This window comes from Hymenobacter sp. 5516J-16 (assembly GCF_022919335.1).
GTDB classification, from domain to species: Bacteria; Bacteroidota; Bacteroidia; order Cytophagales; family Hymenobacteraceae; genus Hymenobacter; species Hymenobacter sublimis.
The window spans coordinates 2,920,001-2,945,886 of the sequence record NZ_CP095058.1 but is presented as its reverse complement, the minus strand read 5'-3'; the positions used below and the strand labels follow the sequence as shown (position 1 = coordinate 2,945,886).

The 25,886-nt window shown below is 56.2% G+C and carries 18 protein-coding genes, 2 rRNA genes and 1 pseudogene (1 of these 21 cut by a window edge); 10 read left to right on the top strand and 11 right to left on the bottom strand.

Going from position 1 to position 25,886, the window contains the following annotated elements; translation table 11 throughout:
- Positions 1 to 50: 50 nt before the first annotated feature.
- A complete protein-coding gene (locus MUN84_RS14600; RefSeq protein ID WP_244694741.1) occupies positions 51 to 866 on the bottom strand; it encodes a Rossmann-like and DUF2520 domain-containing protein in 816 nt (271 codons plus the stop codon).
- 360 nt (positions 867 to 1,226) lie between these two features.
- On the opposite strand from MUN84_RS14600, the gene MUN84_RS14595 reads away from it, so the two are divergent.
- From MUN84_RS14595 to MUN84_RS14585, 3 genes and pseudogenes are all read left to right on the top strand, one after another.
- Complete coding sequence (locus tag MUN84_RS14595) at positions 1,227 to 1,598, top strand: hypothetical protein (protein WP_244694740.1); 372 nt, start codon at positions 1,227 to 1,229, stop codon at positions 1,596 to 1,598.
- Between the two features lie 1,684 nt (positions 1,599 to 3,282).
- Positions 3,283 to 3,597: pseudogene (locus tag MUN84_RS24620) on the top strand (hypothetical protein); the annotation flags it as partial.
- Positions 3,598 to 3,636: 39 nt separating this feature from the next.
- On the top strand, positions 3,637 to 3,942 hold the full coding sequence (locus MUN84_RS14585) for a T9SS type A sorting domain-containing protein (protein ID WP_244694738.1): 306 nt from the start codon (positions 3,637 to 3,639) through the stop codon (positions 3,940 to 3,942).
- 269 nt (positions 3,943 to 4,211) lie between these two features.
- On the opposite strand, the gene ccsA is transcribed toward MUN84_RS14585, so the two are convergent.
- The 8 genes from ccsA to MUN84_RS14545 form a co-directional block, all read right to left on the bottom strand.
- On the bottom strand, positions 4,212 to 6,815 hold the full coding sequence (gene ccsA / locus MUN84_RS14580; protein WP_244694737.1) for a cytochrome c biogenesis protein CcsA: 2,604 nt from the start codon (positions 6,813 to 6,815) through the stop codon (positions 4,212 to 4,214).
- Positions 6,816 to 6,881: 66 nt separating this feature from the next.
- Complete coding sequence (locus MUN84_RS14575; RefSeq protein ID WP_244694736.1) at positions 6,882 to 7,883, bottom strand: hypothetical protein; 1,002 nt, start codon at positions 7,881 to 7,883, stop codon at positions 6,882 to 6,884.
- Complete coding sequence (locus MUN84_RS14570; protein WP_244694735.1) at positions 7,880 to 8,320, bottom strand: cytochrome c maturation protein CcmE; 441 nt, start codon at positions 8,318 to 8,320, stop codon at positions 7,880 to 7,882. Before MUN84_RS14570 ends, MUN84_RS14575 begins: the two co-directional genes overlap by 4 nt.
- 194 nt (positions 8,321 to 8,514) lie before the next feature.
- On the bottom strand, positions 8,515 to 8,763 hold the full coding sequence (locus tag MUN84_RS14565; protein WP_244694734.1) for a CcmD family protein: 249 nt from the start codon (positions 8,761 to 8,763) through the stop codon (positions 8,515 to 8,517).
- A complete protein-coding gene (locus MUN84_RS14560; RefSeq protein ID WP_244694733.1) occupies positions 8,744 to 9,415 on the bottom strand; it encodes a cytochrome c biogenesis protein in 672 nt (223 codons plus the stop codon). Before MUN84_RS14560 ends, MUN84_RS14565 begins: the two co-directional genes overlap by 20 nt.
- A gap of 115 nt (positions 9,416 to 9,530) precedes the next feature.
- Positions 9,531 to 10,172, bottom strand: a complete 642-nt coding sequence (locus tag MUN84_RS14555; RefSeq protein ID WP_244698940.1) for a heme exporter protein CcmB — start codon at positions 10,170 to 10,172, stop codon at positions 9,531 to 9,533.
- Between the two features lie 221 nt (positions 10,173 to 10,393).
- A complete protein-coding gene (locus MUN84_RS14550; RefSeq protein ID WP_244694732.1) occupies positions 10,394 to 13,747 on the bottom strand; it encodes a hypothetical protein in 3,354 nt (1,117 codons plus the stop codon).
- 9 nt (positions 13,748 to 13,756) lie between these two features.
- Positions 13,757 to 14,869: an NAD(P)/FAD-dependent oxidoreductase gene (locus tag MUN84_RS14545; RefSeq protein WP_244694731.1), complete on the bottom strand. Its 1,113-nt coding sequence runs from the start codon at positions 14,867 to 14,869 to the stop codon at positions 13,757 to 13,759.
- 220 nt (positions 14,870 to 15,089) lie between these two features.
- Here MUN84_RS14545 and MUN84_RS14540 point away from each other — a divergent pair, with 220 nt between their 5' ends.
- The 7 genes from MUN84_RS14540 (at position 15,090) to MUN84_RS14510 (ending at position 23,182) form a co-directional block, all read left to right on the top strand.
- On the top strand, positions 15,090 to 15,725 hold the full coding sequence (locus tag MUN84_RS14540) for an MBL fold metallo-hydrolase (protein WP_244694730.1): 636 nt from the start codon (positions 15,090 to 15,092) through the stop codon (positions 15,723 to 15,725).
- Between the two features lie 58 nt (positions 15,726 to 15,783).
- A complete protein-coding gene (pssA, locus tag MUN84_RS14535) occupies positions 15,784 to 16,476 on the top strand; it encodes a CDP-diacylglycerol--serine O-phosphatidyltransferase (protein ID WP_244694729.1) in 693 nt (230 codons plus the stop codon).
- A 276-nt stretch (positions 16,477 to 16,752) separates the two neighbouring features.
- Entirely contained in the window at positions 16,753 to 17,913 is a 1,161-nt protein-coding gene (locus MUN84_RS14530; RefSeq protein WP_244694728.1) for a hypothetical protein, read from the top strand.
- The gene (gene porU, locus MUN84_RS14525; RefSeq protein ID WP_244694726.1) at positions 17,898 to 20,261 is read left to right on the top strand and encodes a type IX secretion system sortase PorU; all 2,364 of its coding nucleotides are present in this window, start codon (positions 17,898 to 17,900) and stop codon (positions 20,259 to 20,261) included. Before MUN84_RS14530 ends, porU begins: the two co-directional genes overlap by 16 nt.
- Positions 20,258 to 20,626, top strand: a complete 369-nt coding sequence (locus MUN84_RS14520) for a hypothetical protein (protein WP_244694725.1) — start codon at positions 20,258 to 20,260, stop codon at positions 20,624 to 20,626. The genes porU and MUN84_RS14520 overlap by 4 nt, the downstream gene beginning before the upstream one ends.
- A 71-nt stretch (positions 20,627 to 20,697) precedes the next feature.
- Positions 20,698 to 21,885: a type IX secretion system outer membrane channel protein PorV gene (porV, locus tag MUN84_RS14515; RefSeq protein ID WP_244694724.1), complete on the top strand. Its 1,188-nt coding sequence runs from the start codon at positions 20,698 to 20,700 to the stop codon at positions 21,883 to 21,885.
- Positions 21,886 to 21,898: 13 nt separating this feature from the next.
- A complete protein-coding gene (locus MUN84_RS14510; RefSeq protein WP_244698939.1) occupies positions 21,899 to 23,182 on the top strand; it encodes a M16 family metallopeptidase in 1,284 nt (427 codons plus the stop codon).
- Between the two features lie 329 nt (positions 23,183 to 23,511).
- Here the strand turns inward: MUN84_RS14510 and rrf are convergent.
- Both rrf and MUN84_RS14500 read right to left on the bottom strand, forming a co-directional pair.
- Positions 23,512 to 23,623, bottom strand: a 5S ribosomal RNA gene (gene rrf / locus MUN84_RS14505).
- Between the two features lie 95 nt (positions 23,624 to 23,718).
- A 23S ribosomal RNA gene (locus MUN84_RS14500) occupies positions 23,719 to 25,886 on the bottom strand (it continues 734 nt past the right edge of the window).

The window sequence follows — 25,886 nt, the reverse complement described above, 5'->3', positions numbered from 1 at the left end:
GAGAACGAGGCAAAAATGCGGGTGCGAAGGTAGTCATACGGCCACCCGAATCAAAGCTGCAAGCCCACCTCATTGTTTGCCGCGGGCCCGGCCGCCGCTTGTTGTATACTATCCGTCAGGCGCTTATATAACCCCTGCCACTCCGGGTGGCTATTCAGGGCCGCTTCGTGCCGGGCCAGCGTAGCCCGGTCGTGGCGGACAGCTGGCCCGGTTTGTACGCTGAAGGGCGGGTGAGCTAGGGCTTTGGCCATGGTTTCCTCGATGAGTGGCCGAAGCAATTCCCAAGGTAGACCTGCTTCCGTAAGCAGGGTGTGGCTGATGCCGAGCAAATGGTTGGGAAAGTTGCAGGCCCAAACGGCCGCCACGTGCAGTTGCAGGCGCTGCTCGGAGTTCACCCACCGCACATCTTGGCTCAGCGAAGCGGCCGTGTTTTCCAGCAGATCAGCATCGGCCGCATCTGCTACCTCCAGGCACAGAGGCACTGTTTTCCAACTGATTTGTCGCCCCGGACTAAAGGTTTGCAGCGGGTACAGCACCCCGCCGCGCACGTAGGGGTGAGGTGCGAATACGGCTAAGTTTAGCGCCCCCGCCGTGTGCACAACTAGCGCCCCAGAGGGAAAGGTAGCGGCGGCCAACAGCTCAGGCACGGCGCCATCCGGCACGGCTACTAAGTACAGGTCAGCGGGGGGTAGGGCCGCGGCATCAGTACCGGCCGTTGCGCCCGGAATGCGAGCGGCTACCTGCTGGGCGGCGGCCAGCGTCCGGCTCCATACGTGCACCACGCGGTGGCCAGCTGCCGCCAGCGCCGGACCTAAGTGCTGCCCTACCCGGCCCGCTCCCAATAAGACAATCTTGTAAGCTATCATGGACTTGCTGAGCAAAGTAAACAACCTGGACGCCGGCCAGCACGCTGCCAGCAGCTGAGTTACAGTGGCTAACGCGGCAACGAAGAACGTAGCTGCTGCCGCTCGCAAGCGGGCACATGACCAAACCGGTCAGGACGAAACTAGGTAATCTGGCCGGGGTATTTGTCTTGTCGAATGTGAGGCTATTTCAATTAAATGCTTTGCCAAGCACATAATTGACAGTTTACGAACCAGAAATAAATAAATATTACATCAGATGTCGCCAAAAATGGGTTTACTTTGAAAAGGGAAGGCTTCTAACTCCCTAGGCTTTTGCCACACGTTCCTGTCCTCCTCATTTTCACACCTTATTTTCTCTTCATGTCGAAATTTTACCCGAATCTGCTCACTGCGAAGAAGTTGGCTTTGGCCGCTTTGCTGAGTGTGGGCACGTTGTCGGCTCAGGCACAATTTGCCTATACGACTCTTTCTAGCCTTTCCGGCCAAGGCACATACACGGACCTAGCTAGCACTGGAACCGTTATTGCAACGCCCAACACGGATGACGCTAATTCGGCTGCCACGCCAATTGGCTTTCCCTTCCAGTACAATGGCCAGACGTTCACGGATTTCGTGCTCAATACCAATGGCTACCTGAAGCTGGGAACCACTGCACCAATGGCTCCTTATTACTACGACGGGCCACAAAGCCCTTTAAGGGGCCCTTGGATAACGATGCTGAAACAAACCTGATTCTACCGTTTAACCTGGATCTGGAAGGTTCAGCAACTACGGAGTATCGGGTGTTTACTACTGGTACAGCGCCTAACCGCATCTGCACAATTCAGTGGAAAGATGTAAGCGACAAGGCTTTGGGCAGTGTTACCAAGCAGTATGCTACCGCTAATTTTCAGGTGAAGCTGTACGAAACCCTCAACCGGGTTGATTTTGTGTATGGCACCTTCACAGCTAACCCTAACGCAACTGACGCCCTGCGCACGGCTGCCGTGGGCCTGAAAGGCTCCGGCCCAGCGCCAGGCCAGGCCCTTGTCGTTCGCAAAACCTCAACTATTGCCTGGGCCAGCGCCACCTTTTTGGCGGGCAACTACATTGGTGACGTTTTCAACGTGCGCAGCACTTCGCGCCCGACCTCAGGCTTTATATACCGTTTCAGCGCCTCCCAGCCCCAGGACGCTTCCGTACAAACCATTCACACGCTAGGAAAGCTGGCAACGCCTTACTCCTTGCCTCACTCAGTAGCAGCCGCTATCCAAAACCGAGGCCTTAATACGCTTACCAACGTGCCGGTTACTTTAACCGTGGCAGGGGCCAATACTTTCACCAGCACCAAGACCGTAGCCATCCTAACCCCAGGCGCTATAGCTACCGTCACGTTTGACCCGTACCCAGCCACTCTGACCCCCGGCACCAACAACCTGACCGTGGCCGTAGCCAACGACGACAACAATGCTAATAACAGCCTTCCCTACACGCAGGTAGTAACGACGGGTAGCATAGGGTACGTGGATGATACCCGCGCCTTTAACACGGCCGGGGTAGGAGTAGGGGCTGCTGGTGGCTTGCTAGCGGTTAAGTATAATGTAAGCCAGCCTACCTATGTTAATGAGGTGAAAGTCAAGTTCGCAGCGTCCGCTGGCAATGTGGCCTCCTACCAACTCGTGCTGCTGGATGCGACCGGAGCCGGTGGTACCCCCAACGCTGTTCTATACTCAACCCCAGCCCGGGCTCGGACGGCAGTAGTCAGTGATGTTACGTTACCCGTACCAAGCATTCGTGTGACGGGAGCCTTCTATGTGGCGATTCGAGAGCTTACAACCAACGCGTCTGTTGCCTATCAGGTAGAAGACCCGTTGCGGGCATCTACTTTTTACTTTCAGGTGCCGGGGGGAGGGTGGACCGCCGTAAACACAACTGCGCTCCGGACACGCATTGCCTTGGATGCAACCGTTGGCACTCAGTTGAGCTGCCCTATCGTAGCGGATGCTAGTTTCTCTGCTATTACCGGCACCTCGGCTACTCTTACTTTATCGGGCGTACCTAGCACTGGTACTGGCTACACGGTTATTTACGGGCCATCTGGCTTCGACCCCGCCTCCGCCGGAACTACGATAACTGGTACCGGACCAACCTTCTCCCTAACGAGCTTAACAGTCGGTACAACTTACGACGTATATGTGCGCAGTGCTTGTGGCTCTACTGATCAAAGCGCTTTAGTTGGTCCTTTCAGACTTACTACGCCATTCCCAGCTATTACCACTTTCCCCTATAAAGAAGGGTTTGAAGGGGTAGCTGCTGGTTCTCTACCAAATGGAATGACGGTAGCCAATGTCAATAATGATGCACAGACTTGGCGGGTAGCATCTTCTTACCTGGAAGGTACTACCAGCCTCCCCTTGGTGATGCTTCCACAAATGCTATGCTTTACCGCTTTAATGCTGCAGCGGCCGCCGATGATTGGTTCTTTACGCCTGCGCTATCATTACAGGCAGGGACGCGTTATCAGTTGTCTTTCCGTTACGGCATGTATAATATTTTCAATACCGTATATCCTGAGCGGATGGAGGTGAAATATGGTACAAGTGCAACCCCTGCTGGTCAGACCAGCCTGTTATGGAATAATGATAACATCGTCATTCCATACGTTAATAACTCTCCTTATCAAACTGCAAATGCCACTAGTACGCCTAGTGTAGCTACCATTACACCCACTACTTCCGGCAACTATTATATTGGCTTCCATGCTAAAAGCACAGCTAATCAGTACTTGTTGATGGTAGACAACATTGAAGTAGCAGTATCCACCGTTACAGCTTCCTCCGAGGCCCTAACGCGTGCCATTACGATGTTCCCGAACCCAACTGCTGGCGAATTGGCTATTGATGTGCGGGGCGCGAATACGAAAGGCGCTCTGCAGGTGGAGGTGCTGAACATGCTTGGGCAGCGCGTGCACACGGCCAGCATTCGGAATAACTTCGAGAACAAGGTGAACCTCTCGAACCTGGCCAACGGCATGTACATCGTGAAGATTCTGGCGGACAATGAGTACATGGTCGGTAATGTGACCATTCAGAAGTAGCACTACCTTCTTTTCATCAACAAAAAAGGCGGCCTTCTTGGCCGCCTTTTTTGTTGCTTGCTTACTACCGCCAGGCACCGCCTACGACTGGCTGGCCCCGTTGCTGGTATCTCTTGCCCGTTCTGGCTTGGCCAGAACACGTAGCCAAGCAGATACTACCCTGCATGCCAGCTAGTAACCTCAATCTACTTTCGACTTGAACTGCCTAGATAACAGCAACGCCCCGACCACACTGGCCGGGGCGTTGCTGTTATTGCCTTGGAATAAGCTTAGGCAACCTGCCGGGCTTTGGGTCGTGGCTGCAGCGTTGGCACTGCCTCAGCCTCGGTGGGCTCAAACGCAGCTTCCGTTTCGCGGCGGCGCTTGTAGATGGCCATGCCAAAACCAATAGCCATTAGCAAGGTACCACTCCAGAGCAGGTTGATAAAGGGTTTTTCCACGGCCTTCAGGATGATGTAGTCCTTCTGAGTAGTGCTTACGCCGAAAGTAAACTTACCCTTTTGGGGGTCTACATTCAAGAAGCTTAGGCGCAGGCCCAAATCTTCTACCTCATCCGGCACGCGGCCAATTAGGCGGTTGCGCACCACAAACACCGGGTGTACGTGGTACTGCTTTTTCTCACCAAATACTAGGAAGTCGCCTTGAATGGCTAGGTCGCCTTTGGTCAAGCCCAGGCCGGCGGTTTGGTGGGCCGGCTCTACGCCGCGGAATACGGCAAAGTAATCATTGAGGAAAATGGTGTCGCCAACGCTGAGCACATGCTCCTTTACCTCGCTCCAGTCCTTCTCCTTGTCGGGTGGGGGCACGGCACTGATATGGGAGTAGATGTCGTGGTCAGCGAACCGCTTAATGTCTGGGGACGCGAGCAGGCCCTCTCCCATTTCCTCATTTACCTGGCCGCGCGGGTAAAGCACGAAGGCCTCCCCGGTTTTGCGGTCCTTATACTCCACGCGGTAGTAGGTGTTTTCGGGCAGAATATCGACGGTGTCGCCAGCTTTGTAGTACACTTGGTCGCCGCGTTTGATGTCGGCGCGGGCCAGGGCTTTGTATTCATCGGCAGTACGGAAGAGCAGCTGCTTGTCTACGTAGCCGGGCACGCCGGGAGCGTCCAGATACTGACCGGTATAGCTCACGTCGTACTTGCCCATAGGGGCCTTATCGTTGCGCCAGAGCAGGACGTTGTCGCGGTTGGTGGTTTCGTCAAACTCGCGCGAGTACAGTAAGCCCGAGACGTTCTGGCTGATGATGTTGGAGTAGCCAGCCGAAGCCAACACCCCCAGCAGCATCAGGGCAATACCGATGTGAGCAATGCCGCCACCTGAGAGGCTCACCTTACGCTTCATCAAGGTGAATACCATTCCGAGGTTGGCCAGCACCCCGAAGAGGGCCGTGGTCAGCAGCACGATATAGCTCACCTCCATTTTCAGGCCATAGTACTGCACCAGCAGAATCACGAGGGCGGCTCCGAGCAACGTCAGGATGCCGGGCACGGTCAGGGAGCTAGTCAAAGACTCCTTGTTATTCTTTTGCCACCACATCACCTGGGCTAGGCCCGAGAAGAAAGCCACCCCTACCCCCATCCAGAGCTGGATTTTGGTATAGTGTTGAATCTGGTCGGCGGGCAAAGCCAGGTTGGATTTGATACCAATAAAGCCCAGGAAAGCATTGTACACCGGAATACTGGTGGTAACCAGCACCTGGAAAGCACCGAGGCAGAGTACGGTAGCGCCCACGAATACCCACAGCTCGGCATTGTAAGTCGTCAGCTCTTTCGGTGATATTGGAATTTGCTTCCAGCGCCATACTAGCAGGCCAATAGCTAGTACCACAAAGGCCATCAAGTAAATGATGAGCTGCCCGGAAAGGCCCAGGTCGGTGAAGGAGTGTACCGAGGCATTACCCAGCACACCGCTTCGGGTCAGGAAGGTGGCATAGAGCACCAACAGGAAGGTGGCAATAACCAACACAAAAGAAGTGCGCAGGGCCGTGCGACTGCGCTGCCACAGCACCAGACCATGCAGGGAAGCCACCAGCACCAACCAAGGGATATACACGGCATTTTCTACCGGGTCCCAGTTCCAATAGCCCCCGAAGTTCAGGGTTTCGTAAGCCCAATAAGCACCCATCACGATGCCTACACCCAGCACGAGGCCGCCCCAGAGCGTCCAGCGCATGGCTGGGCGCACCCACTTGGTTAGCTCGCCCTTCCAGAGGCCGGCAATGGCATAGGCGAAGGGTACCAGGGTCAGGGCAAAGCCGAGGAACAGGGTCGGCGGGTGAATCACCATCCAGTAGTTCTGGAGCAGGGCGTTCAGGCCGGTACCGTCCTTGGGTACGAAGTCAGGATTGAGCTTGAAAACCGGAAGGTCCGGCATAAAGTCGCGCAGCAGAATGAAGGGTGAGGAGCCAATCTTCAGGTCGCCGAGCACTACCCCCAGAATCATGGAGGTCAGGAATAGCTGCACGCCGGCGAAAATGCTCATAACGGGCGCCTCCCAACGACGGCTGTAGCGCATCAGTATAAAGCCAATGAGCACATGCCAGAAAATCCAGAGCAGAAAGCTTCCCTCCTGCCCTTCCCAGAAGCAGGAAATCATGTAGTACACTGGCAGGTGGTTACTGCTGTGGCTCCAGGCGTAGTAGTATTCGTAGCGGTGGCCGTGAATAATACCGAACAGCGCCCCGATAATGACGAATACCGCCAAACCGTGCACGGCAAAAGCCGCCCGTCCGATCCGGAGCCAAGAGGCATCCGTGTCGCCGAGGGTCCGGCCCTGCGCCGCCTTATAGTAGGAGTACGCCGCTACCGTAGCCGCCACAAATGCCACGATGACACTCAGGTGTCCAACGTCGCCGATTACTGTATTCAACATGTGCTACTGCGTTGAAGAGGAAATGTTAGCCCGACGGTATACTACCCGGCCAACACGAACTTGTTTTTAAGTGTTAGGGTGCCGCTGCCCAGCCAGGCGTTTCATCCGGGCCCGGTGGCCGCGCCGCTCCCAGCTTTGCTGGGCTTTGGCGGCCCGTTTAGCTCCTTCGGCGGCAGCCTGTACCTTGTTTTTGTCGGACTGCAGCAGGGGTAGACTGTAGGCATACCATTGCTGCTGCACCACGGCTGGTGCCGTGCCGTCAGCAGCCTTCGTAATTACCCGGTAGAGGTAGCGGCCTGGCGCGTTGAGCGTATCGGTCCAGACATACTCGGGGCTGGTAGTGCCGTAGGTAGTGCGCTGCACCAGTACGGTGGCAACCTCCGAGGCCCGGAAAGCGGCCGCTTCGCGCCGCAACACCCGGAACTGCTGGACAGCGCCCAAGGAATCGGGCAAGGTCCAGCGGAGGGTGAAGCTGCTGCTAGCGGAGGGCGCTACGGAAGCCAGCGCCGGCGCAAGTTGGGCAGGCACGCCCTGCGCTTTGTCACTGACTGTCAGACTGAACTGACAGAAGTCTTTGAGGTAGCCATCCACATCCAGCAGGTAAGGCTGCCCGGCGCGCAGGGAATCCAATGTCACAAACACATCATCCTGGCTACCCAGCGACGTGCAGGAAAGCACCCGGTAAGTGGCTGGCTGGCAGGGCTGCCCCGTCAGCACGACAAGCTGCACCCCGCGGGTATCCCGGCATTTCTGCCCGCCAATGTTCACGTAGTACCGGCCCGAGGTGCGGGGCGTAAACTCAAACCACTGGTCGTTATGGTATTCTATGCACTTGCCAGTAAGCTTTTCGTCTACGCAGGCCCACTGCACAGTGCAGTCGGTGGTGCTAGACACAACAGCTTCGTTTAAACTTAGTACCCGCCGCCGCTCAATGTTGTCGTTGGGCACCTGGGCTTTGGCTGCCAGTAAGGAACCCGGCAGTAGAAACAAGTTGCCAATAACCACGCGCCACCAACGGGGAAACTCTCCCCGGGTAGTTGCAGTGGCTGTTGGCAGCTGGTTTCTCATGCGGTTGTATTAGTTAACTGAAGCGGTAGCGCCCTTGATATCTTTCTCCACGTACTTGGAGGGCACTTGAGCAAGATCTTATCGGCCACGAACAGGTTGTTGCGCATGGCGCCAGTAATTACTACCTGCTCCGACTTGTCGAAGTCCTGGGGCTTGGGGTTGAAGTACACCACGCGCTGGGCAATGCGGTTGGTGTCGACCAGAGTGAAGGCGAAGTAATTGGGGTCGAGGGTAGGATTGTACTCCAGACCTAAAATGTTCTGCTGCCCGTCGCGGGGTAAGCGGCCGACTACGTGCACTTTCGTGAGGTTTCCATCGGCGGCTCGCTCCCGGGCTTCCTTAAAGGAAACATACACGCTAGCATCACCGGCAGCACTCATAATGATGCCAATAGCCACGGCAATGACAGTAATGGCGAGAATGTGGGCTTTTTTCATGTCGGGGTACAACAGGCTGGCTCCACCCGGAGCCGAGGACATTCAGAACAACAAAAACAACGGCAAAGGTCCACTAAAAATGGTGAAATTGTGAGATGGCAAACTGATGAGGTATCGGTTAAGAGGCCCTACCAAGGCCACTTGTGCATACAGCTCATTAAACTCATTATTTCACTATTTCACCACCTTATTGCTTAGTCCTTTACCTCTTTTTCCAAGCGACTGAGCTTGCGGTCTAGCGAAATCAGGAAAAGTAATAGGCCCGCCAGCACTACCGTGATGACGGCAACTACCACGTAAATCTTGCCGTTCTGGCGCAGGGCATCGGCCATTTCGGGTGTGTCTGCGGTAGTGGTGGCTTGGGCGGCTACCCGCAGGGCCGGCAGCAACAGCGTCAGCAGTAGGAGCAGCGCGGCGCGGAGCTTAGGCAAGCTGTTTTTCATATACTTTCAGTTTAAGCAAGGAAACGCGGCTAGCTAGTTGCGCCAGCCAGAAAGCCAGTAAAGTCCAGCCGATTACGGCCGGGTAGAACACCATGCGCATGTCGCTGTCAAGGTCGTACCGGGCAAAAGCTGGGTTGCCGCCGGCCCCGGGATGTAAGGAGTCCGTGAGGCGGGGCAGAATGTAAAACAGCGGCATGGCCGTAGCAAAGGCGAAGATGTTGTAAATGGCCGAAATTCGGGCTCGCTGCTGCTCATCAGTAAAAGAGGAGCGCAGTACAAGGTAGGCTCCGTATATCAGCATGGCAATGGCCGCACCGTTGAGCTTGGGGTCATTGGTCCACCAGGCGCCCCAGGTGTACTTGGCCCAGATGCTACCGGTGGCCAGCCCGACGCACCCCATCAGAATGCCAATGCGCGCCGACTCGTGGGCGCGGATGTCCAGCTCGGGGGCAGGGGTGCGCAGGTAACGCACGGAGTAGTACACGGAGGCAATCAGGATGAAGGTCATGCCAAACCACATGGGCACGTGGAAGTACAAATTGCGGATACTCTCGTTGAGAATGGCCAGGCGCGGCACCGGCATCAGGAGCCCCGCCACGGCTACGTACAGCAGCAGCACCACACTCAGGGCTTTCCACCAATTGTGTTTCATAAAGCTGTAAGCTACTAGCTGTTGGCTGTTAGCTTCGTAAGGTGAAATGTATTAATTACCAGAGAACAGAAAAAGCTAGAAGCTACTAGCCATCAGCTAGTATAGTAGCTTGACATCAGCTTCGCCACAGGAAAGGGAACAGCAGATAGGACACGGCCCCTACAATCATGTTCAGGGCAACCAAGGTAAGCAAGGAGCTTTGGCTGGCCTCGAATTCCAGCCCATCCAGGGCGTTTTTGGATACTTTGATGAGCAGCAGCAGCATGGGCACCATCAGCGGGAAGCCGAGCACGGCCATCAGGGTGCTACTGTTGGTGGCTTTGGCCGCAATGCCCGATACCAAGGTTAGGGTGCTGGCGAAGCCCACGGCCCCTAACAATACGTTGCCCATGAACAGCGGCGTATCTTGAACGGGGTTGCCCAGCACCACCGCGTACAGCCCAAATGCTACTAAGGCCAGGCCCAGTAGCAACAGGGCGTTATACCCAATTTTGGCCAGAATTACGGCCTGGGGCCGTACTACCGTGTAGTAGTACAGCATACGGCCCCGACTTTCCTGCAAAAACCCTTTCGCTACGGCATTCACTGCCGAGAACAGCAGCACAATCCAGAACAGGGCATTCCAGGCCGGAGCCGGCAGTTGCCCACCGCGGAGCGAGAAGCTGAGGTAGCAGACAAAAACGGTGCTACCTACGTACAGGAGCATGCCGTTCAGGGCCGCGCGCTGCCGCCATTCCAGACGGAAGTCCTTCTGCATCAACACCCAAATTTCGCTGAGGAGCGTCACGGTAACACGGCTGGTAAAAGGACCGTAAAGATACAACCCAACTCCCGGATTACCCCGCATCGACCGGGGAATACCGCAACCTACCCGACCAAGCCTGCGTTGAAGGCACTTTTGGCTAAAAACCAGAAGGCCTTTCACTGATGCAGTGAAAGGCCTTCTGGTTTGATAAAGTAGTTGCTTACTGCTTTCGGCTAGAAGTCGTAACCCAGGGTTACGTAGAGCTTCGGTCCTTTTTCGGTGTACTGCTCCCGGCCCCAAGCCACGTCGCCCTTCACGTAGAAGCCCAGCATGGTAGTACGGATACCCGCACCGTAGCCGTACAGCATGGGATTAGCGAAATTGATAACCGTACCGGTGAAGCTGTTGCCATTGCCTAGGTTGCCGGGGTTCACCTGCGTATTGATGGAGTTATTGACACTGAATGGGTTAGCTCCCGAATACGTGGTACCCAAATCCCCAAAGGCCGTTAGCTGTAGGTTGCGGAAGAAGCCCGATTCAATAGGATTGCGCGAGAAGTACTGGATGATGGGCAGGCGTAGCTCCGTGTTCAACAGCACGTACTTCTGGCCCACCCGTTTGCTGTAGTCAAACCCGCGCAGGTTGGTGACGAACTGCTGGTAGAACATTTGGGTAGGCGGCAGCTGGGCCGGGTCAGGGCTGTTGCCGTTGGAGTCAATGATCTGGTCGTCCTCGTAATCGTAATTCAGCCAGTTATCCATGCCGCCGAGGCGGAAGAAGGGCTGCGAGGAGCCGCCCCCGATGTACTGCCCAAAGCTCACGCGGTTGGCCCAAATCAGCTGACGGTGAATCTTCTGGTAGTGACGCAGATCCACGTAAATCTTGGTGAAGTCTTTGTCGCTGCCGGCTACGTCGTACAGGCGGGTCATGCCTATTTTCATACGGGTGCCCTGCAGCATGTTCACGCCCGTAGCAATGGAGTTGTCGAAGACTAGTTCGCCGGCGCCCCCGAGGTAGCTGGTGTTGCTGTCGTTGGTTCCGTTCAGGTCCGTGAAAGTTTTGCGGCTTACGTTCACGAAGCGCGGGCCGCCGCGCACACTTAGGTTGTGCGTGAGCGGGTAGGCAATGGTAGGCGCTATTTCGTGGCGACCGAACCGCGTCCGACCCGTCGTCTCATTATCAAAGAAATAGGCCTGTTTCTGATACAGAATACTCCAATCGTAGCGGTGTTTCAGGTTCGTGTACTCCGCGAAGATGTTACTAGTCCGCAGGTCGGTCAGGCCGAAAATACCGGCCCGAATACGGTGGTCCTCCATCAGGTCCGACATGTTTACCTGTCCCATCAGCCCTAGGCCCAGCAAGGGGTCAGAGTAGAGGGAGGAAACGACGTTGTCGATGCTGAAGCGAGTATCGTAACGGAAGGGGCCGACTAAGGAAGCGGCCTCGCTGGGTGCGGCCTGGGGCAGGGCCACTACCGTAGCAGCGCGGCGCTTGACGGGGGTAGTAGGGTTGGCCCGTGAAACCGGAATGTCCTCGTCAAACTCGTAGTCGCTGGTATTGATGCGCCCACCGGATTTTGCGGGAGCTGCGGCCGGCTCCGTAGTGGCTGGGGCGGCTTGTCCGGTAGCGGGGGTTGTAGCGGGAGTTTCCGTTTGCTGAGTGGCGTTGGCAATGGTAGGCCCCGGCCGGGTAGCAGCTGGTACGGCGGCTTTGGCTGGTTTTGAGCGGTCTTCTAGGGTTTCCTGCCGGGCCGTTTTGTAGAGCGTCAGGTTGTCGGGCAGCGAGTAGCTCGGGTACAAATACACGTAGTCGCGCGCCTCGTCGGCGGCCACAAATCCCAAGGTGCCCGTGGTAGCGTTGTAGTCGTAGTCCTCGATGTTGGCCAGGAAGCTGGTAACGGGGCGGTACTGTTTGGTAGCCAGCGTGAGGCGGTAGAGGCTACGCACCCCGCTTTCTTCGCTCAAAAACAGAATTTCCGAGTCGGAAATAGCCCGTGGGCGGCCTTCGTTGGAAATGGTATTAGCTAGCACTTCCACCGGCTGAGGCCGACCGTCGAGGTGGCACAGGTAGAGGTCGTAGTTATTGACAACGGCGCCAAAGCTTCCCTTCGCCGTACCGGCCGAATCAAGCCAGCGGTTGGAGCTAAACACGATGCCCCCACCGCCGGGTAGGAAGCTGGGCTCCACGTCGTCGAAGACATCGTTGGTCAGCTTTTCCGGCGTTCGGCTACCGGCTCGCAACAGGTACAAATCGTTTTGGCCGTTGCGCACCCCACTAAACACCAACGACTTGCCATCGGGCGAATAGTTCAGGTCGGTAATCTGGGAGAACTGTGCAAACAGGGACGTAGAGCGGCCGAAGCTAGGTAGAAGGCTTTTCAGGCGGCTCACCATATTCGAGACGACTCCATCGGCGTCGCGCAGCTGCAGCGTTAGGTTGCCCTTGCTCATTTCGGCTACGGCCAGCTGGCCGTTACCGCGCCAAGCCATTACCGGCAAACGAGTTTCTACCTCCTGATCGGGGGTTTTGTACCCGCCCCGATGCACCACGTCGCGGCCACGGCCATTCTTGTCTACCACTACTACCCGGTAGCGGCCCTGATCATTTTGCACGTAGGCTAGGCGCTGCCCGTTGGGGCTGAGCACCGGCTGGCTGTAGATGGTATTTTTGCGGTTGTTGCGCACCACCCGCCGGGCCTCGTCGGCCTGCTGATAAGGCGTTTGCGGCTGGGAATTCAGCTGGCGGTAGTACCCAAGCCAATCTTTCAAAAACACCTTGTACGGCACGTTCAGAGAAGAGCTAATGCCTACTTCCACGTCGCGGGTAATGCGCGTCAGGTTCAAGATGTTTTGCACGGAGGTGTAGCCGTAGCGCTCCGCAATGTAGTTCCAGATGCTCTGGCCGGCCAGCTCGGGGTTGCGCAGGAAGAACGGGGCCGTGCGGTTGCCCTCGTGCTCCTTAGTCATGGTGCGCATGTAGTCGTCCATTTCCACGCTCCAGCCCTGGGCCGCGTAGGCCGAGGCCCCGCTGATAAACCAGTTGGGCAGCTGAAGCAGGTAGGTGCTCTGGATGACTTCCTTGAGCGAGCCGCCGTACATCATGTCATTGAGTAACACGCGGGTGATGCGGCTGCTCAAGTCTTGCTTAAAGCGGGTTTGCTGGCCCTGGAAGGCTATCTGCACCTTGGTAGAGCGCACCAAGGATGTTTCGCCGCCGGTGGCGTACTTGTCCGTGTCGAGGCCCACGTTGCTCTGCCGCAGGTCGCCTACGGAGTTATAGAGCATGATGGTCGTCTTCGAGTAGGGGTAGTACCCGATTAGGCCGGTGATGCGCTGCAATTCCTTTTCGGCGTACTCAGCAGCGTGGCGGGCGTTGGCCTCGCCCCCAGCGTAGTAGTAAATGTTGAAGTTCTGGGTGCTGAGCTGCAGCCAGTCGAAGTTCTTGTACTGAATCCGCACCCGCCCGAAGGGCTCCTGGGCCGTTTGCGCCCGCGCGGTTTCGCCGGAAAATGCCAGCCCCAGCAGCAGGGCCACCACGCTAGCCGGACGACCAACATGGCGCCGGGAAAGTAAGGATATGTGCTTCATAGGAGAAAGCTAGGAGCGGGGAGCAGGAGTAGCCAGGCCGACCGAAGCTGGGCCCGGAGAATATAACGTAAAATACCGCCGAATATTGACTTCGGGCCAGGGTTCGATGCCTTTTTCCAGCCAATCGGCCAGCACCTGGGCTAGGCGAGGAGCCATCATGACCCCTTTGGAGCCCAAGCCGTTGAAAATATGTACGTTCGGCAGCGCCGGATGGGTTCCTAACAAGGGCTTCCGGTCGCGTACGGCAGGCCGCACGCCGGCCCGCTGTCCCGTCACCCGAAACGACTGGTCGGTCATGTCGTGGAGGCGTTGGCTGAGTTCCTGGCGGGCTTCGGCCGTTATGCCTTCGGCAAACGGCGGCCAGCGGTAGGTAGCTCCCACCCGAAACCGATGCTCCCCGAGCGGCACCACGTAGGCACCTTTGTTGAGTACCTCCAGCTCCGGCAGCCCGGCGCATTCCACATCCAGCACCTCCCCTTGGTTAGGGGTTATCGGTAGCCACTGAAAATACGGGTTATGAACGGCTGCCGCACCTTCGCAACACACCACATGCTGGGCTTGCACGCGGCCGGCGTAGATAAGGCTACCATCCGGCTGGGCAACAAGCTGGGACCAATCAAAAGTTTCGTGGCGCAGCCACCCTTCCCGCTCTCCTTCCACAGCCAGCGCACTCAACAGTTCTTCCACCCGCACGTAGCCCCCGCGCCGAATGCGTAAGCCACCTAGCGCCTGCCGCACGCCCGGCCGGGCTGGCAGTTCGGCGCCCGGGTCCTCCACGAAGTCCTGCCAGGGTTGGTCGGCACTGCGGGCAATGATGGTGTTTTGCTCTCCTACCGAAGAAAAGAGTTTCAGAATAGGCAGCTCAAAGAAAAACCGTTGGCCTAGCCGCTGCTCCTGAGCCTGGTAAAATACGGCCGCGGCGGGCAAGAGCTCGTCGGCCCGCCAGGCCAGGGCAAAACGCTTACCAGCTACCGGGTTCATCAGGCCAGCCGCTACCCGCGAGGCCGAATCTGGCTGGAAAGTATCCAGCACGAGCACCTGGTAGCCGCGCGCCCGCAGCTCCGCGGCCAGGGTAGCCCCGGCAATGCCGTAACCCACTAATAAATAATCAACGCGTGTCATTACGGGCAAGGTAAGGGAGAAACGCAGAACACTACCGGAGGCCACGGTACGTTACGAGCCCAACCTAGGGTTAGTGTGCCTGCCAGGTTCACGCCCCAATTACTGATCCGCTCCTGGCGCACGGCTGGGGCCGGTCACTACCCTTTCATTCGCAGCAAGACTCGTAACTTACCCTCCTAAATTGATTCCTGGCTACGGGCCGGCTCCTTTTCCTTCGCGCATGACTGTTTCTGGCTTTACCTTCAACGCCTTTTCTGAGAACACCTATTTACTGCACGACGCCACGGGCCAGTGCGTTATCATCGACCCCGGCTGCTACGAGCGGGCCGAGCAGGAAGCCCTGCGTAGCTTTATTGAGGAGCAGGGCCTGCAGGTGGTGTTGCTGCTGAATACCCACTGCCACATCGACCATGTTTTCGGTAACCAGTTTGTGGTGGACACTTATAAGGTGCCGTTTCTGATTCATGAGGCTGATTTGGCTACCCTGCGCTCGGTGCCGGCTTACGCTCCCAGCTACGGCTTTGCCCGCTACACTCCGGCTGAACCAACTGGCTTTCTGACGCCCGGCGAGCCATTGCGCTTCGGAGAAACAGAGCTGGAGGTACGATTTGCGCCGGGCCACGCGCCGGGCCACGTAGTTTTCTACCACGCCCCAAGCAGCACCGTTATCGGGGGCGACGTGCTGTTTCAAAGCAGCATTGGCCGCACCGATTTGCCCGGCGGCGACCATGCGACTCTTATTGCCAGCATCAAAAGCCAGTTGCTAACCCTACCCGACGAGACCGTTGTGTACCCCGGCCACGGCCCGGCCACCACCATCGGCCAGGAGCGCCGTACCAATCCATTTCTGAAGTAAGAAGCAGCTTTTGCTGCGCTTTTCTCCGCGTATTCCAAGGCATACTTTCCCCTCTCCCTTGAAAAAACATCTTCCTAACGCCGTTACCTGTCTTAATCTGTTTTCCGGCTGCCTGGCCCTCTGCCACATTTTTGCGGGCGAGCTGGAAACGGCCGCGTATTTCGTGGGGCTGGCCGCAGTTTTCGACTTTTTTGACGGCTTGCTGGCGCGGGCCCTGCACGTCTCCTCCCCCATCGGCAAAGACCTCGATTCCCTGGCTGATATGGTATCCTTCGGCGTGGTGCCGGGTGCTTTCCTATTTGATTTGCTGCGCCAGGCCGGGGCCGATCTGCCCACCTGGTTACCTTACGTAGGCTTTCTGGTCACGGTATTCTCGGCCCTGCGGCTGGCTAAGTTCAATAATGACACGCGCCAGTCTGACTCCTTTATCGGCTTGCCTACTCCCGCCTGCACCCTGGTAGTAGCTTCCCTGCCCCTCATCATGGCCCACGACGACTTAGGGATAACCAAGCTTATCCTGAATCCCTGGCTCCTACTCGCGCTGACGGTGATTTTGTCGGGCTTGCTAGTAGCGGAGCTACCGTTGTTTGCTCTGAAGTTCAAGTCTTTCCGCTGGCAGGATAATCAGGTGCGCTTTATCTTTTTGCTGCTGAGCGTGGGGTTGCTACTGGTGCTAGGTGCCGCCGCTATTCCGCTCATTATTTTGCTGTACGTGCTGTTATCCTTGCTCACACGGGCCAAAACAGCTTGAGGCTACCTGAGAGGAGGCTAGCATCCAAATTTTCAGTTGCTTGGGCCAGGAATATTTACCAATCCGAGTGCCCGCGCTACTGCGTTCATGAAAGCGTAATTTTCTGGTCTCAGGCCGCAATAATTCGTAGGCTCGGCAGTTACCTACTGCGCGCTGAACTGAGTTACTGTCTATCCTGTTGCCTGCCCAAAGCTGCGGCTTTTATATTGTCCTGATTTCTGCGCCTTGTCTATGCGGTTTTTTACTTGCTGGTTGTTGCTTTTACTAGGGATAAGCATGGGCGGCCCACCGGCCCGGGCCCAGGCAACGGAGCAAGTTGTGCGGGCCCGTATTGCCTGGACGGGCACGGAACCAGTGGTCATCCGGGGTCAGCAGCGGCGGGTCCCTTCGTTTCGGGGCGCTTTTTTCCGCCTGAACGAGCAGGTCGGCACTTATCAGCTCCGGCTACCTGGCACCGTAACCGAGGGCAACCTGCGCGAAACCGTTTATGAGCCCGTACCGGCCGCCGATGCGCGCCAGTTGGACCTAGCGGCGCTGCCTGCTACCCCAACCACTGGGCTGGTAACGGGTTTGGAGCAACGCCAGCCCGTGACGCTATTGGCCCTGCAACCCCTGCGCCGCAACCCCCAAACTGGCCAAGCCGAAAAGCTCGTTTCCTTCGCCTACGCTTATTCTCGGAACGTAAACGCCCAACGGCCGGCCGCCGGCACCCGCACCTACGCCCGTTCTTCAGTTTTAAGTCAGGGCGACTGGTTTAAAATCGGAGTTCCGGGTAGCGGCATCTATAAGCTGGATAAGAAGGCCCTGGCTAGCCTGGGGCTCAACGTGCAGGCCCTGGATCCGGCCCGCCTGCGCCTGTATGGCAACGCCATGGGCACCCTGCCCCAGGCCAGCCAAACCTTCCGGCCCGACGACCTGGCCGAAAACCCCATTCGCTTCGTAGGCGACGCCAACGCTACCCTTGACGACAACGAGTACTTTCTGTTCTATGCTCGCGGCCCCCACACCTGGACGCGGGCCGGCGGCGCGGCGCGCTTTCAGCACCAGCTAAACCCCTACACCGATACGGCCTATTACTTCCTGACGGTGGGTAGTACTGCCGGCCGGCGCGTTGCCGCGGCTCCCGCAGTTACGGGTAGCGCCACGGCCCGTATCACCACGTTTACAGAGCGGCAGTTCTACGAGCTGGAATTGCTGAACTTAGCTAAATCGGGGCGAGTGTGGCTGGGGGAGCAATTCTCAACTTCCGACCAAAAATCGTTTTCCTTTACCGTGCCCGATCTGGTAGCCGGTACTACGGTGCAGGTAACGGCATCGGTGGCGGCCTCATCGGCGGCGGCTACTTTTTTTCAAAGCAGCCTCAACGGACAGTCCGCCACTACCCAAGTAGTGCCGGGCTACTATTGCACCGGCGGCTTAGGATGCTACCCGAGGTAGCCAACACCAACCTCACCACGCTAAGCTACGTGGTGCCTGCTTCGGTGCCGGCCGCCATTAAGGTAGACCTCACGTACAACGGCAGCAACGACCCGGCCGCCAGGGGCTACCTGGACTACCTAGAACTTAATGCTCGCCGCCAGCTCCGGTTCGCAGGCAGCCAGCTGGAGTTTCGCTCCCTCGAAAACATTGCCCCTGGCGCCATTAGCCAATACGAACTGGCCAATGCTACTGGCGTTACCATCTGGGATGTCAGCAACCCGCGCCGGCCGACCGAGGTAGTGGCTCCTAGCGGTAGTTTTCTGGCTCGCACTGATACTGTTCGGGAGTTTGTGGCCTTCAGCGGCAGCAACTTTCCGGCCCCCCGCAACTTTGGCCGGGTTGCTAACCAGAACCTGCACGCGCTGAACCTGGACAGTAAGCTGGAGCTGGTTGTTCTGACCCATCCGGCTTTCCTAGCGCAGGCCAACCGCTTAGCAGCTCACCGCGCCGCGCACGATGGCCTGACCACCCAAGTAGTCACGACCAATCAGGTGTACAACGAGTTTGGCTCCGGCGGGCAGGATGTTACGGCCATCCGGGACTTTATGAAAATGGTGTACGACCGGGCCCCGGCCGGCAAACGCCAGTACCTGCTACTGTTCGGCGACGCTTCCTACGACTACAAGGCCGATCCTAGCAACCAAGCGGATCAATTGCCTACGTGGTGGAAAAACCGGCTCCCGGCCAACGCCGACAAAATCAACCAGAACTTTGTGCCGGTGTACGAATCGGTAGAAAGCTTCGATCAGATCATGGGCGCGCGGCCGGGCAGCCAGGGCATTACATACTCCTCCGATGACTACTACGGCCTGCTCGACGATACCGAAGGCAGCTGGGCTCCCAACTCTAACAACGAACTGCTCGATATTGGCGTAGGCCGCCTACCCGTACGAACTACCGACCAGGCGCGGCTCGTCGTTGACAAACTGCTTGCTTACGACTCGCCGGTCAGCTACGGAAAGTGGCGTAACCGCCTTTCCTTCGTGGCCGATGACGGGGACAATAACTTGTTTACTACTTATACTGAGCAGCTTACGAACCCACTCGATACGCTTGCTACTGCCCAGGGCTACAACGTGTATAAACACTACCTCGATATGTACCCTCAGGTAATTGTGGCAGCGGGTCAACGCTCTCCAGCCGCTGAGCAGTCCATTGATGAGGCATTTGAACAAGGTTCGCTACTGATTAACTACATCGGGCACGGTGGCCCTAAAGGCTGGGCTGAGGAGCAGATTCTGACGAATTCTTCGGTGTTGCGGCTGCGGAACAGCAACCGTTTGTCCTTCTTATTCACGGGCACCTGCGACTTCAGCACCTACGACAACCCCGAGTTTACCTCGGCCGGCGAACAGTCCCTAACCGACATTGCAGGCGGCGCTATTGGCTTGTTTACTACTACTCGGGTTGTGTATGCTGACCGGAACCAGAACATGGCTGTAGAATTCTTCCGCGACCTGTTCACGCCGCTCGCCAACGGCAATATGCCCCGTATTGGCGACATCTGCCAGGCTACCAAAAACGCAGCTGTATCCGGCGACAACAACCGTAATTACGCCCTGCTCGGTGACCCTTCCATGCGGTTGGCTTACCCCGAGCAAGAAGCTGTGGTGACAGAGGTAAATGGCAAATTAGCATCCCTGGCTCAGCTTGATACCCTAAAGGCACTGCGGCAGGTAGAAATTAAGGGCGAAATCCGGCACGCGGGGCAACGCAACGCCCGTTTTGCGGGTACTGCTCAGGTGCAGATATTTGAGAAGAAGTCCACGGTCATGACCCTCGGCAATGAAGCAGGCGATAAACCGACGCCGATAGCCGTGCGGGAGAACGTGCTCTACGATGGTCCTGCTACGGTCAGCAACGGTCAGTTTAAGCTGCAGTTTGTGGTGCCCAAAGACATCAATTACCAAGTGGGGCTGGGCAAGATCAGCCTGTATGCGGCCGACCCCACGGCCCGCACTGACGCCCATGGTCAGCGTCTTATTCCCGTGGGCGACGCGGCTCAGCTGGCTTACCGCGACACTATTCCGCCGCGTATCCAGCTGTTTATGGACAACGAAACCAGCTTCGTGTTTGGGGGCCTCACGGGGACTACCACTACGTTGATCGGTAACCTGCGCGACGCCAGCGGCATTAATACAGCGGGCACCGGTATCGGCCACGACCTCACCGCTACCCTCGACGGCGACCCTTCGAAGGTTACCATCCTCAACGAGTTCTACACGGCCAAAGTAGACAGCTTCCAGGCTGGCCAAGTAAAATACCTGTTCAAAGACCTTAGTCCGGGCCCCATGAGCTGCGCGTGAAGGCTTGGGATACCTGGAACAACTCGGCCGAGCGTGCTATTGAGTTCATTGCGGCGCCCACCGAAAAGCTAGCTCTGCAACACGTTCTTAATTATCCGAATCCCTTCGCCAGCGCGACCACCTTCCACTTCGATCATAATCGTCAAGGCGAAGAATTAGAAGTGCAAGTGCAGATCTTTACGGTATCCGGCAAACTGGTTCGCACGCTGCAAGCCTCGGCACTTAGCAGTGGCCCCACGTGGCTTCCATCACCTGGGACGGCCGCGACGAGTACCAAGATCAGTTGGCGCGCGGTGTTTACGTATACCGCGTTAGCGTCCGCTCGCCACGTGACGGTTCCACAGCTTCCAAATTTGAAAAGCTAGTTTTGCTTAACTAGAAGCAAAAGCTTGCGCATTTCGCCTACCTTCCGCCTCTATTTTTTCTTCGTTCCCCTATGACACTGACGAAACTGACCTTGCGCTCCATGCTGTTGCCGGGTCTGCTAGGCCTGGCTGCTACCGCCCAAGCCCAGGACCGGGTTATTCCAATTACTACCGCTGTTCCCATCCTGACGGTTAGCCCAGATTCGCGCTCAGGAGCCATGGGAGAAGTTGGTGCTGCCATCAGCCCGGATGCCAACTCAGCGTATTATAACCCAGGCAAATTGGGCTTTGTGCGCTACCAGCACAGTGTTTCTACCTCGTATACTCCTTGGCTAGCCGGCGTGGCCAATGACATGGGCTTGGCTTACTTGAGCGGAACGACAAAAATAGGCGAACGGGCTACGCTTGCCGCCAACCTGATGTATTTCGACCTGGGAGAAATCCAGTATCGGACTTCAACGGGAGCAGCCAACGGCACCTTTAACCCCAAGGAATATGCTGTGAGTGTGGGCTATGGGCAGAAGCTCAGCGAAAAGTTTGGAGTAGGCATTAACGCCCGCTATATCCGCTCTAACCTTACGGGAGGCAATATTGACAGCAACCCTGGTAACGCAGTTGCCGTGGACCTTGGTGCTTACTACAATACGGACCTTATTATTGGCGCCGGGGAGTATAGCTTGGCTTTTGGTGGCGCAGTTTCTAACATTGGCAATAAAATCACCTACACCGACCCCAATCGTCCTGACTTTCTACCAACCAACCTGAAGCTAGGTACCGCCATCACGAAAGAGCTGGACGCATATAATAAGATTACGCTGGCATTCGACGTCAACAAGTTGCTAGTACCCAGCCCTTATTTTGAAGATGGGGTGCCTTCGAATGACCCACGTATCATAGCAGAAAATGTGGAGCGGGCTAACTACGGCATTGTCCGTGGTATCACTAGCTCCTTCGGCGACTCTCCCGACGGTTTTAAAGGAGAACTGCGCGAGATAAACCTTTCTGGCGGTCTTGAGTACACGTATAATGATTTGCTGATGGCCCGGGTAGGCTATTTCTACGAGAACCCCAACAGCGGGGGCCGTCAGTATCTTAGCCTCGGGGCTGGCGTCCGCTACCAAGTATTTGGGGTTGATGGCGCCTACCTGGTACCCAATTCCAGAGCTAATCCTTTAGCCCAAACATTACGCGTGTCGTTGCACTTTAACTTCAATGAACTGAGCGAAGCCTTCGGCAGCTCCGGCGACACGTCCAACTAACTTCTTCCTTTTGATGCTCGACCGCAAAGTCGCTCCTCCCGTTCAGCCGCTGGCCCGCGTAACGCTGCCCGCGGCTGACGTGTTTTCGCTCCCTAACGGAGCCCGTCTGCATGTGTTGCGCAATGATGCCCAGCCCGTAGTCCGTCTTCAGGTAGTATTCAAAGCCGGCAAATGGTATGAACCAGCTCCCGGTATTTCGCTGCTCACGGCGCGCATGCTGCTCGAAGGCACCCGCACGCGCACAGCCCGCCAAATTGCCGATGAAATAGCGTTTTACGGGGCCTCCCTAGAATGTGAGCAAGGGTTTGATCGGGCTACACTCACCTTATACTGCCTAACTCGTCACCTGCCGAAGCTACTTCCCTTGGTATTGGATGTACTAACGGAACCCACGTTCCCGGACCCAGAGCTAGAACAGCTAAAGACCCGTACAATTCAGAACGTGCGGGTTGAGCGCCAAAAATCCAGTTACTTAGCCGCTGAGCAGTTTTCGCATAACCTATTTGGCTCTACGTATCCCTACGGCGTCAAATTCGATGAGAACCTCTTCCGTCTAGTTACTGCTACTCAACTTCGAACGTTCCATCAGCAACGGTATCAGCTGTCACAGAGCGAAATATTCCTGTGCGGTGATGTTGCAGATGCAGACCAAAAATTAATTGGTGAATTGCTGGGGACGGTGGTGCTCTCGTCAGAAGTAAAACCCACACTACCTGCTGTAGCACTAGCAGCAAGTGCGCCAGCCCAAGACTATGTGTTACTGAAAGGCAGCCTGCAATCCTCATTGCGCATAGGGAAGCTTTGGCCAGCGCTAAACCACCCACAGACGCACGAATTGCAAGTATTAGTTAAAGTGCTAGGCGGCTACTTTGGCTCACGCCTGATGCGAAATATCCGTGAAGACAAAGGTCTGACTTATGGCATCTACGCAAGCGTGAATCCGCGCGAACATGCTTCCAGCTTTGTTATTGGCTCAGATGTCAATGCTACCAACACGGAAGCCGCCATCAAGGAAATTCACTTTGAACTGAGCCGCCTGCAAACTGAGCGTATTCCGGAAGACGAACTGCAAACCGTCAAGAACTACATGGCCGGTAAGTTTGCCAATGAGCTCAGCACAGTGTTCGAACAATGTGATAAGTATATGAACCTTGTTTTTCATGATCTTCCAACTGCTTACTATAGCGAGTTTGTCGAGAGAATTCAAGACGTTCAATCAAGCAGTTTACTGACTTTGGCCCAAGAGTACTTATCTATTAACTCAATGATAGAGGTGGTAGCTGGACCAAGAGAATAAGAGCCTTACAATAAAACGCACATAAAAAGGGCCGCTTGTATTAGCAAGCGGCCCTCTTTATGTGCTTAGAGAAGGACCGTTTGGGTACACGAATTCAACTAGAATTTTATAACCTCTGCCATAGCCCATTAAGTATTGTTTTGTCCTTGTCGCTTTATAACGCTCTACTAAGTGACGTTGATCCAGTAAAGAAGATACACACAAAGACTAATTCCAACCGTTCCCTCTTCCTCTCTACCGGGTGGAGGCAAGGGGAGCAGGGGGTAGGGGATAACGCACGTCGGCCCCCGCAGCACGAAGTCGCGGGGGCCGAGGCACATAAATGATAAGGTTGGCGGCGACCGACTCTCCCGCCGGTGAAGGCAGTACCATAGGCGCTCCGGGGCTTAACGACTCTGTTCGGAATGGGAAGAGGTGAACACCCGGGCTAAAGCCACCATTATCAAGCCAGCGTCCTGTCCACCGAAGCGGACAAGGGCTGTCGTATTTTAACATAGAGGCAGAGTAGGAAAAAGAAAGAGGTGAGCTACGTATGCTACAGAAGTGTTCGAGTCCTTAGTACCCCTCGGCTGTGCGATTTCGCGCTCTACACCTAGGGCCTATCAACGTTGTGGTCTCCAACGACTCTTATATATCGGATATCTCATCTTCAGGTGAGTTTCGCACTTAGATGCTTTCAGCGCTTATCTCATCCCAGCGTCGCTACCCGGCGCTGCAACTGGCGTCACAACCGGTGCACGAGCGGCTGGTCCAACTCGGTCCTCTCGTACTAAAGTCAGGTCCTGTCAAATATCCTACGCCCACCACAGATAGGGACCGAACTGTCTCACGACGTTCTGAACCCAGCTCGCGTGCCACTTTAATCGGCGAACAGCCGAACCCTTGGGACCTTCTCCAGCCCCAGGACGTGACGAGCCGACATCGAGGTGCCAAACCTCCCCGTCGATATGAGCTCTTGGGGAGATCAGCCTGTTATCCCCGGCGTACCTTTTATCCTTTGAGCGATGGCCCTTCCATGCGGAACCACCGGATCACTATATCCGTCTTTCGACCCTGCTCGGCTTGTAGGCCTCACAGTCAAGCCCGCTTCTGCTATTGCGCTCTGCGTACGGTTACCAAGCGTACTGAGCGGACCTTTGAAAGCCTCCGATACATTTTTGGAGGCGACCACCCCAGTCAAACTACCCAGCAGACACTGTTTCCGTTTCCAGATTAGGTGCCAAACAACACAAGGGTGGTATTTCAACGTTGGCTCCCCAGACCTGGCGGCCCGGGTTCACAGCCTCCCACCTATCCTACACATGTGTTGTCCAGCATCAATGTCAACCTATAGTAAAGGTGCACGGGGTCTTTCCGTCCCGTGGCGGGTACTCGGCATCTTCACCGAGACTACAATTTCACCGAGCTCATGGCTGAGACAGCGCCCAGATCGTTACACCATTCGTGCAGGTCGGAACTTACCCGACAAGGAATTTCGCTACCTTAGGACCGTTATAGTTACGGCCGCCGTTTACCGGGGCTTCGATTCAAACCTTCGCTTGCGCTAAGTTCCCCTCTTAACCTTCCGGCACCGGGCAGGTGTCAGGCCTTATACTTCCGCTTACGCGTTCGCAAAGCCATGTGTTTTTGTTAAACAGTCGCCTGGGCCTTTTCACTGCGGCTTCTTGCATTGCTGCAAGGAAGCGTCCCTTCTCCCGAAGTTACAGGACCATTTTGCCGAGTTCCTTGGCCATGATTCACTCGAGCGCCTCAGGATTCTCTCCTTGACTACCTGTGTCGGTTTGCGGTACGGGCTAGCAAGCAGTAAACGCTTAGCAGGTTTTCTTGGCAGTCTGATTAGGTACACTATCCCGTTGGCCGAAGCCTCCAGGTACTATCAGGTTTCAGCAACCTCCGCGTACTTGACTACGGTGGTTATACCTACACCCTTTAACGAGCACTTCCGTCCGCTCGCGGTACTTTCACTTCTGCGTCACTGCATCACTCCACTTACTAGGTGCGGGAATATCAACCCGCTGTCCATCGACGTAGCCTCTCGGCCTAGCCTTAGGTCCCGACTAACCCTGCTCCGATTAGCGTTGAGCAGGAAACCTTAGTCTATCGGCGAGGGGGTTTCTCACCCCCTTTATCGTTACTCATGCCTACATTTGCTTTTCTGGCCGCTCCAGCAACTCTGACAAGTCACCTTCACCGCTGACCAGAATGCTCCCCTACCACTTAGCTATAAGCTAAATCCATCGCTTCGGTACCGGACTTGATGCCCGCGTATTATCGATGCCCTCTCGCTCGACCAGTGAGCTGTTACGCACTCTTTAAAGGAATGGCTGCTTCCAAGCCAACCTCCTGGCTGTCAAAGCAAGTGGACCTCCTTTGTTCAACTTAGTCCGAATTTAGGGACCTTAGCGGATGGTCTGGGTTCTTTCCCTCTCGGCATGGGACCTTAGCACCCCACGCCTCACTGCCGAGTATATCAACGGGCATTCGGAGTTCGTCAGGATTCGGTAGGCTGTGACACCCCCTAGTCCTATCGGTAGCTCTACCTCCCGCTGACTCCACCTCGACGCTGTACCTAAATACATTTCGGGGAGTACGAGCTATTTCTCAGTTTGATTGGCCTTTCACCCCTACCCTCAAGTCATCCAAATCCTTTTCAACGGAAACTGGTTCGGACCTCCAGTTGGTGTTACCCAACCTTCATCCTGCT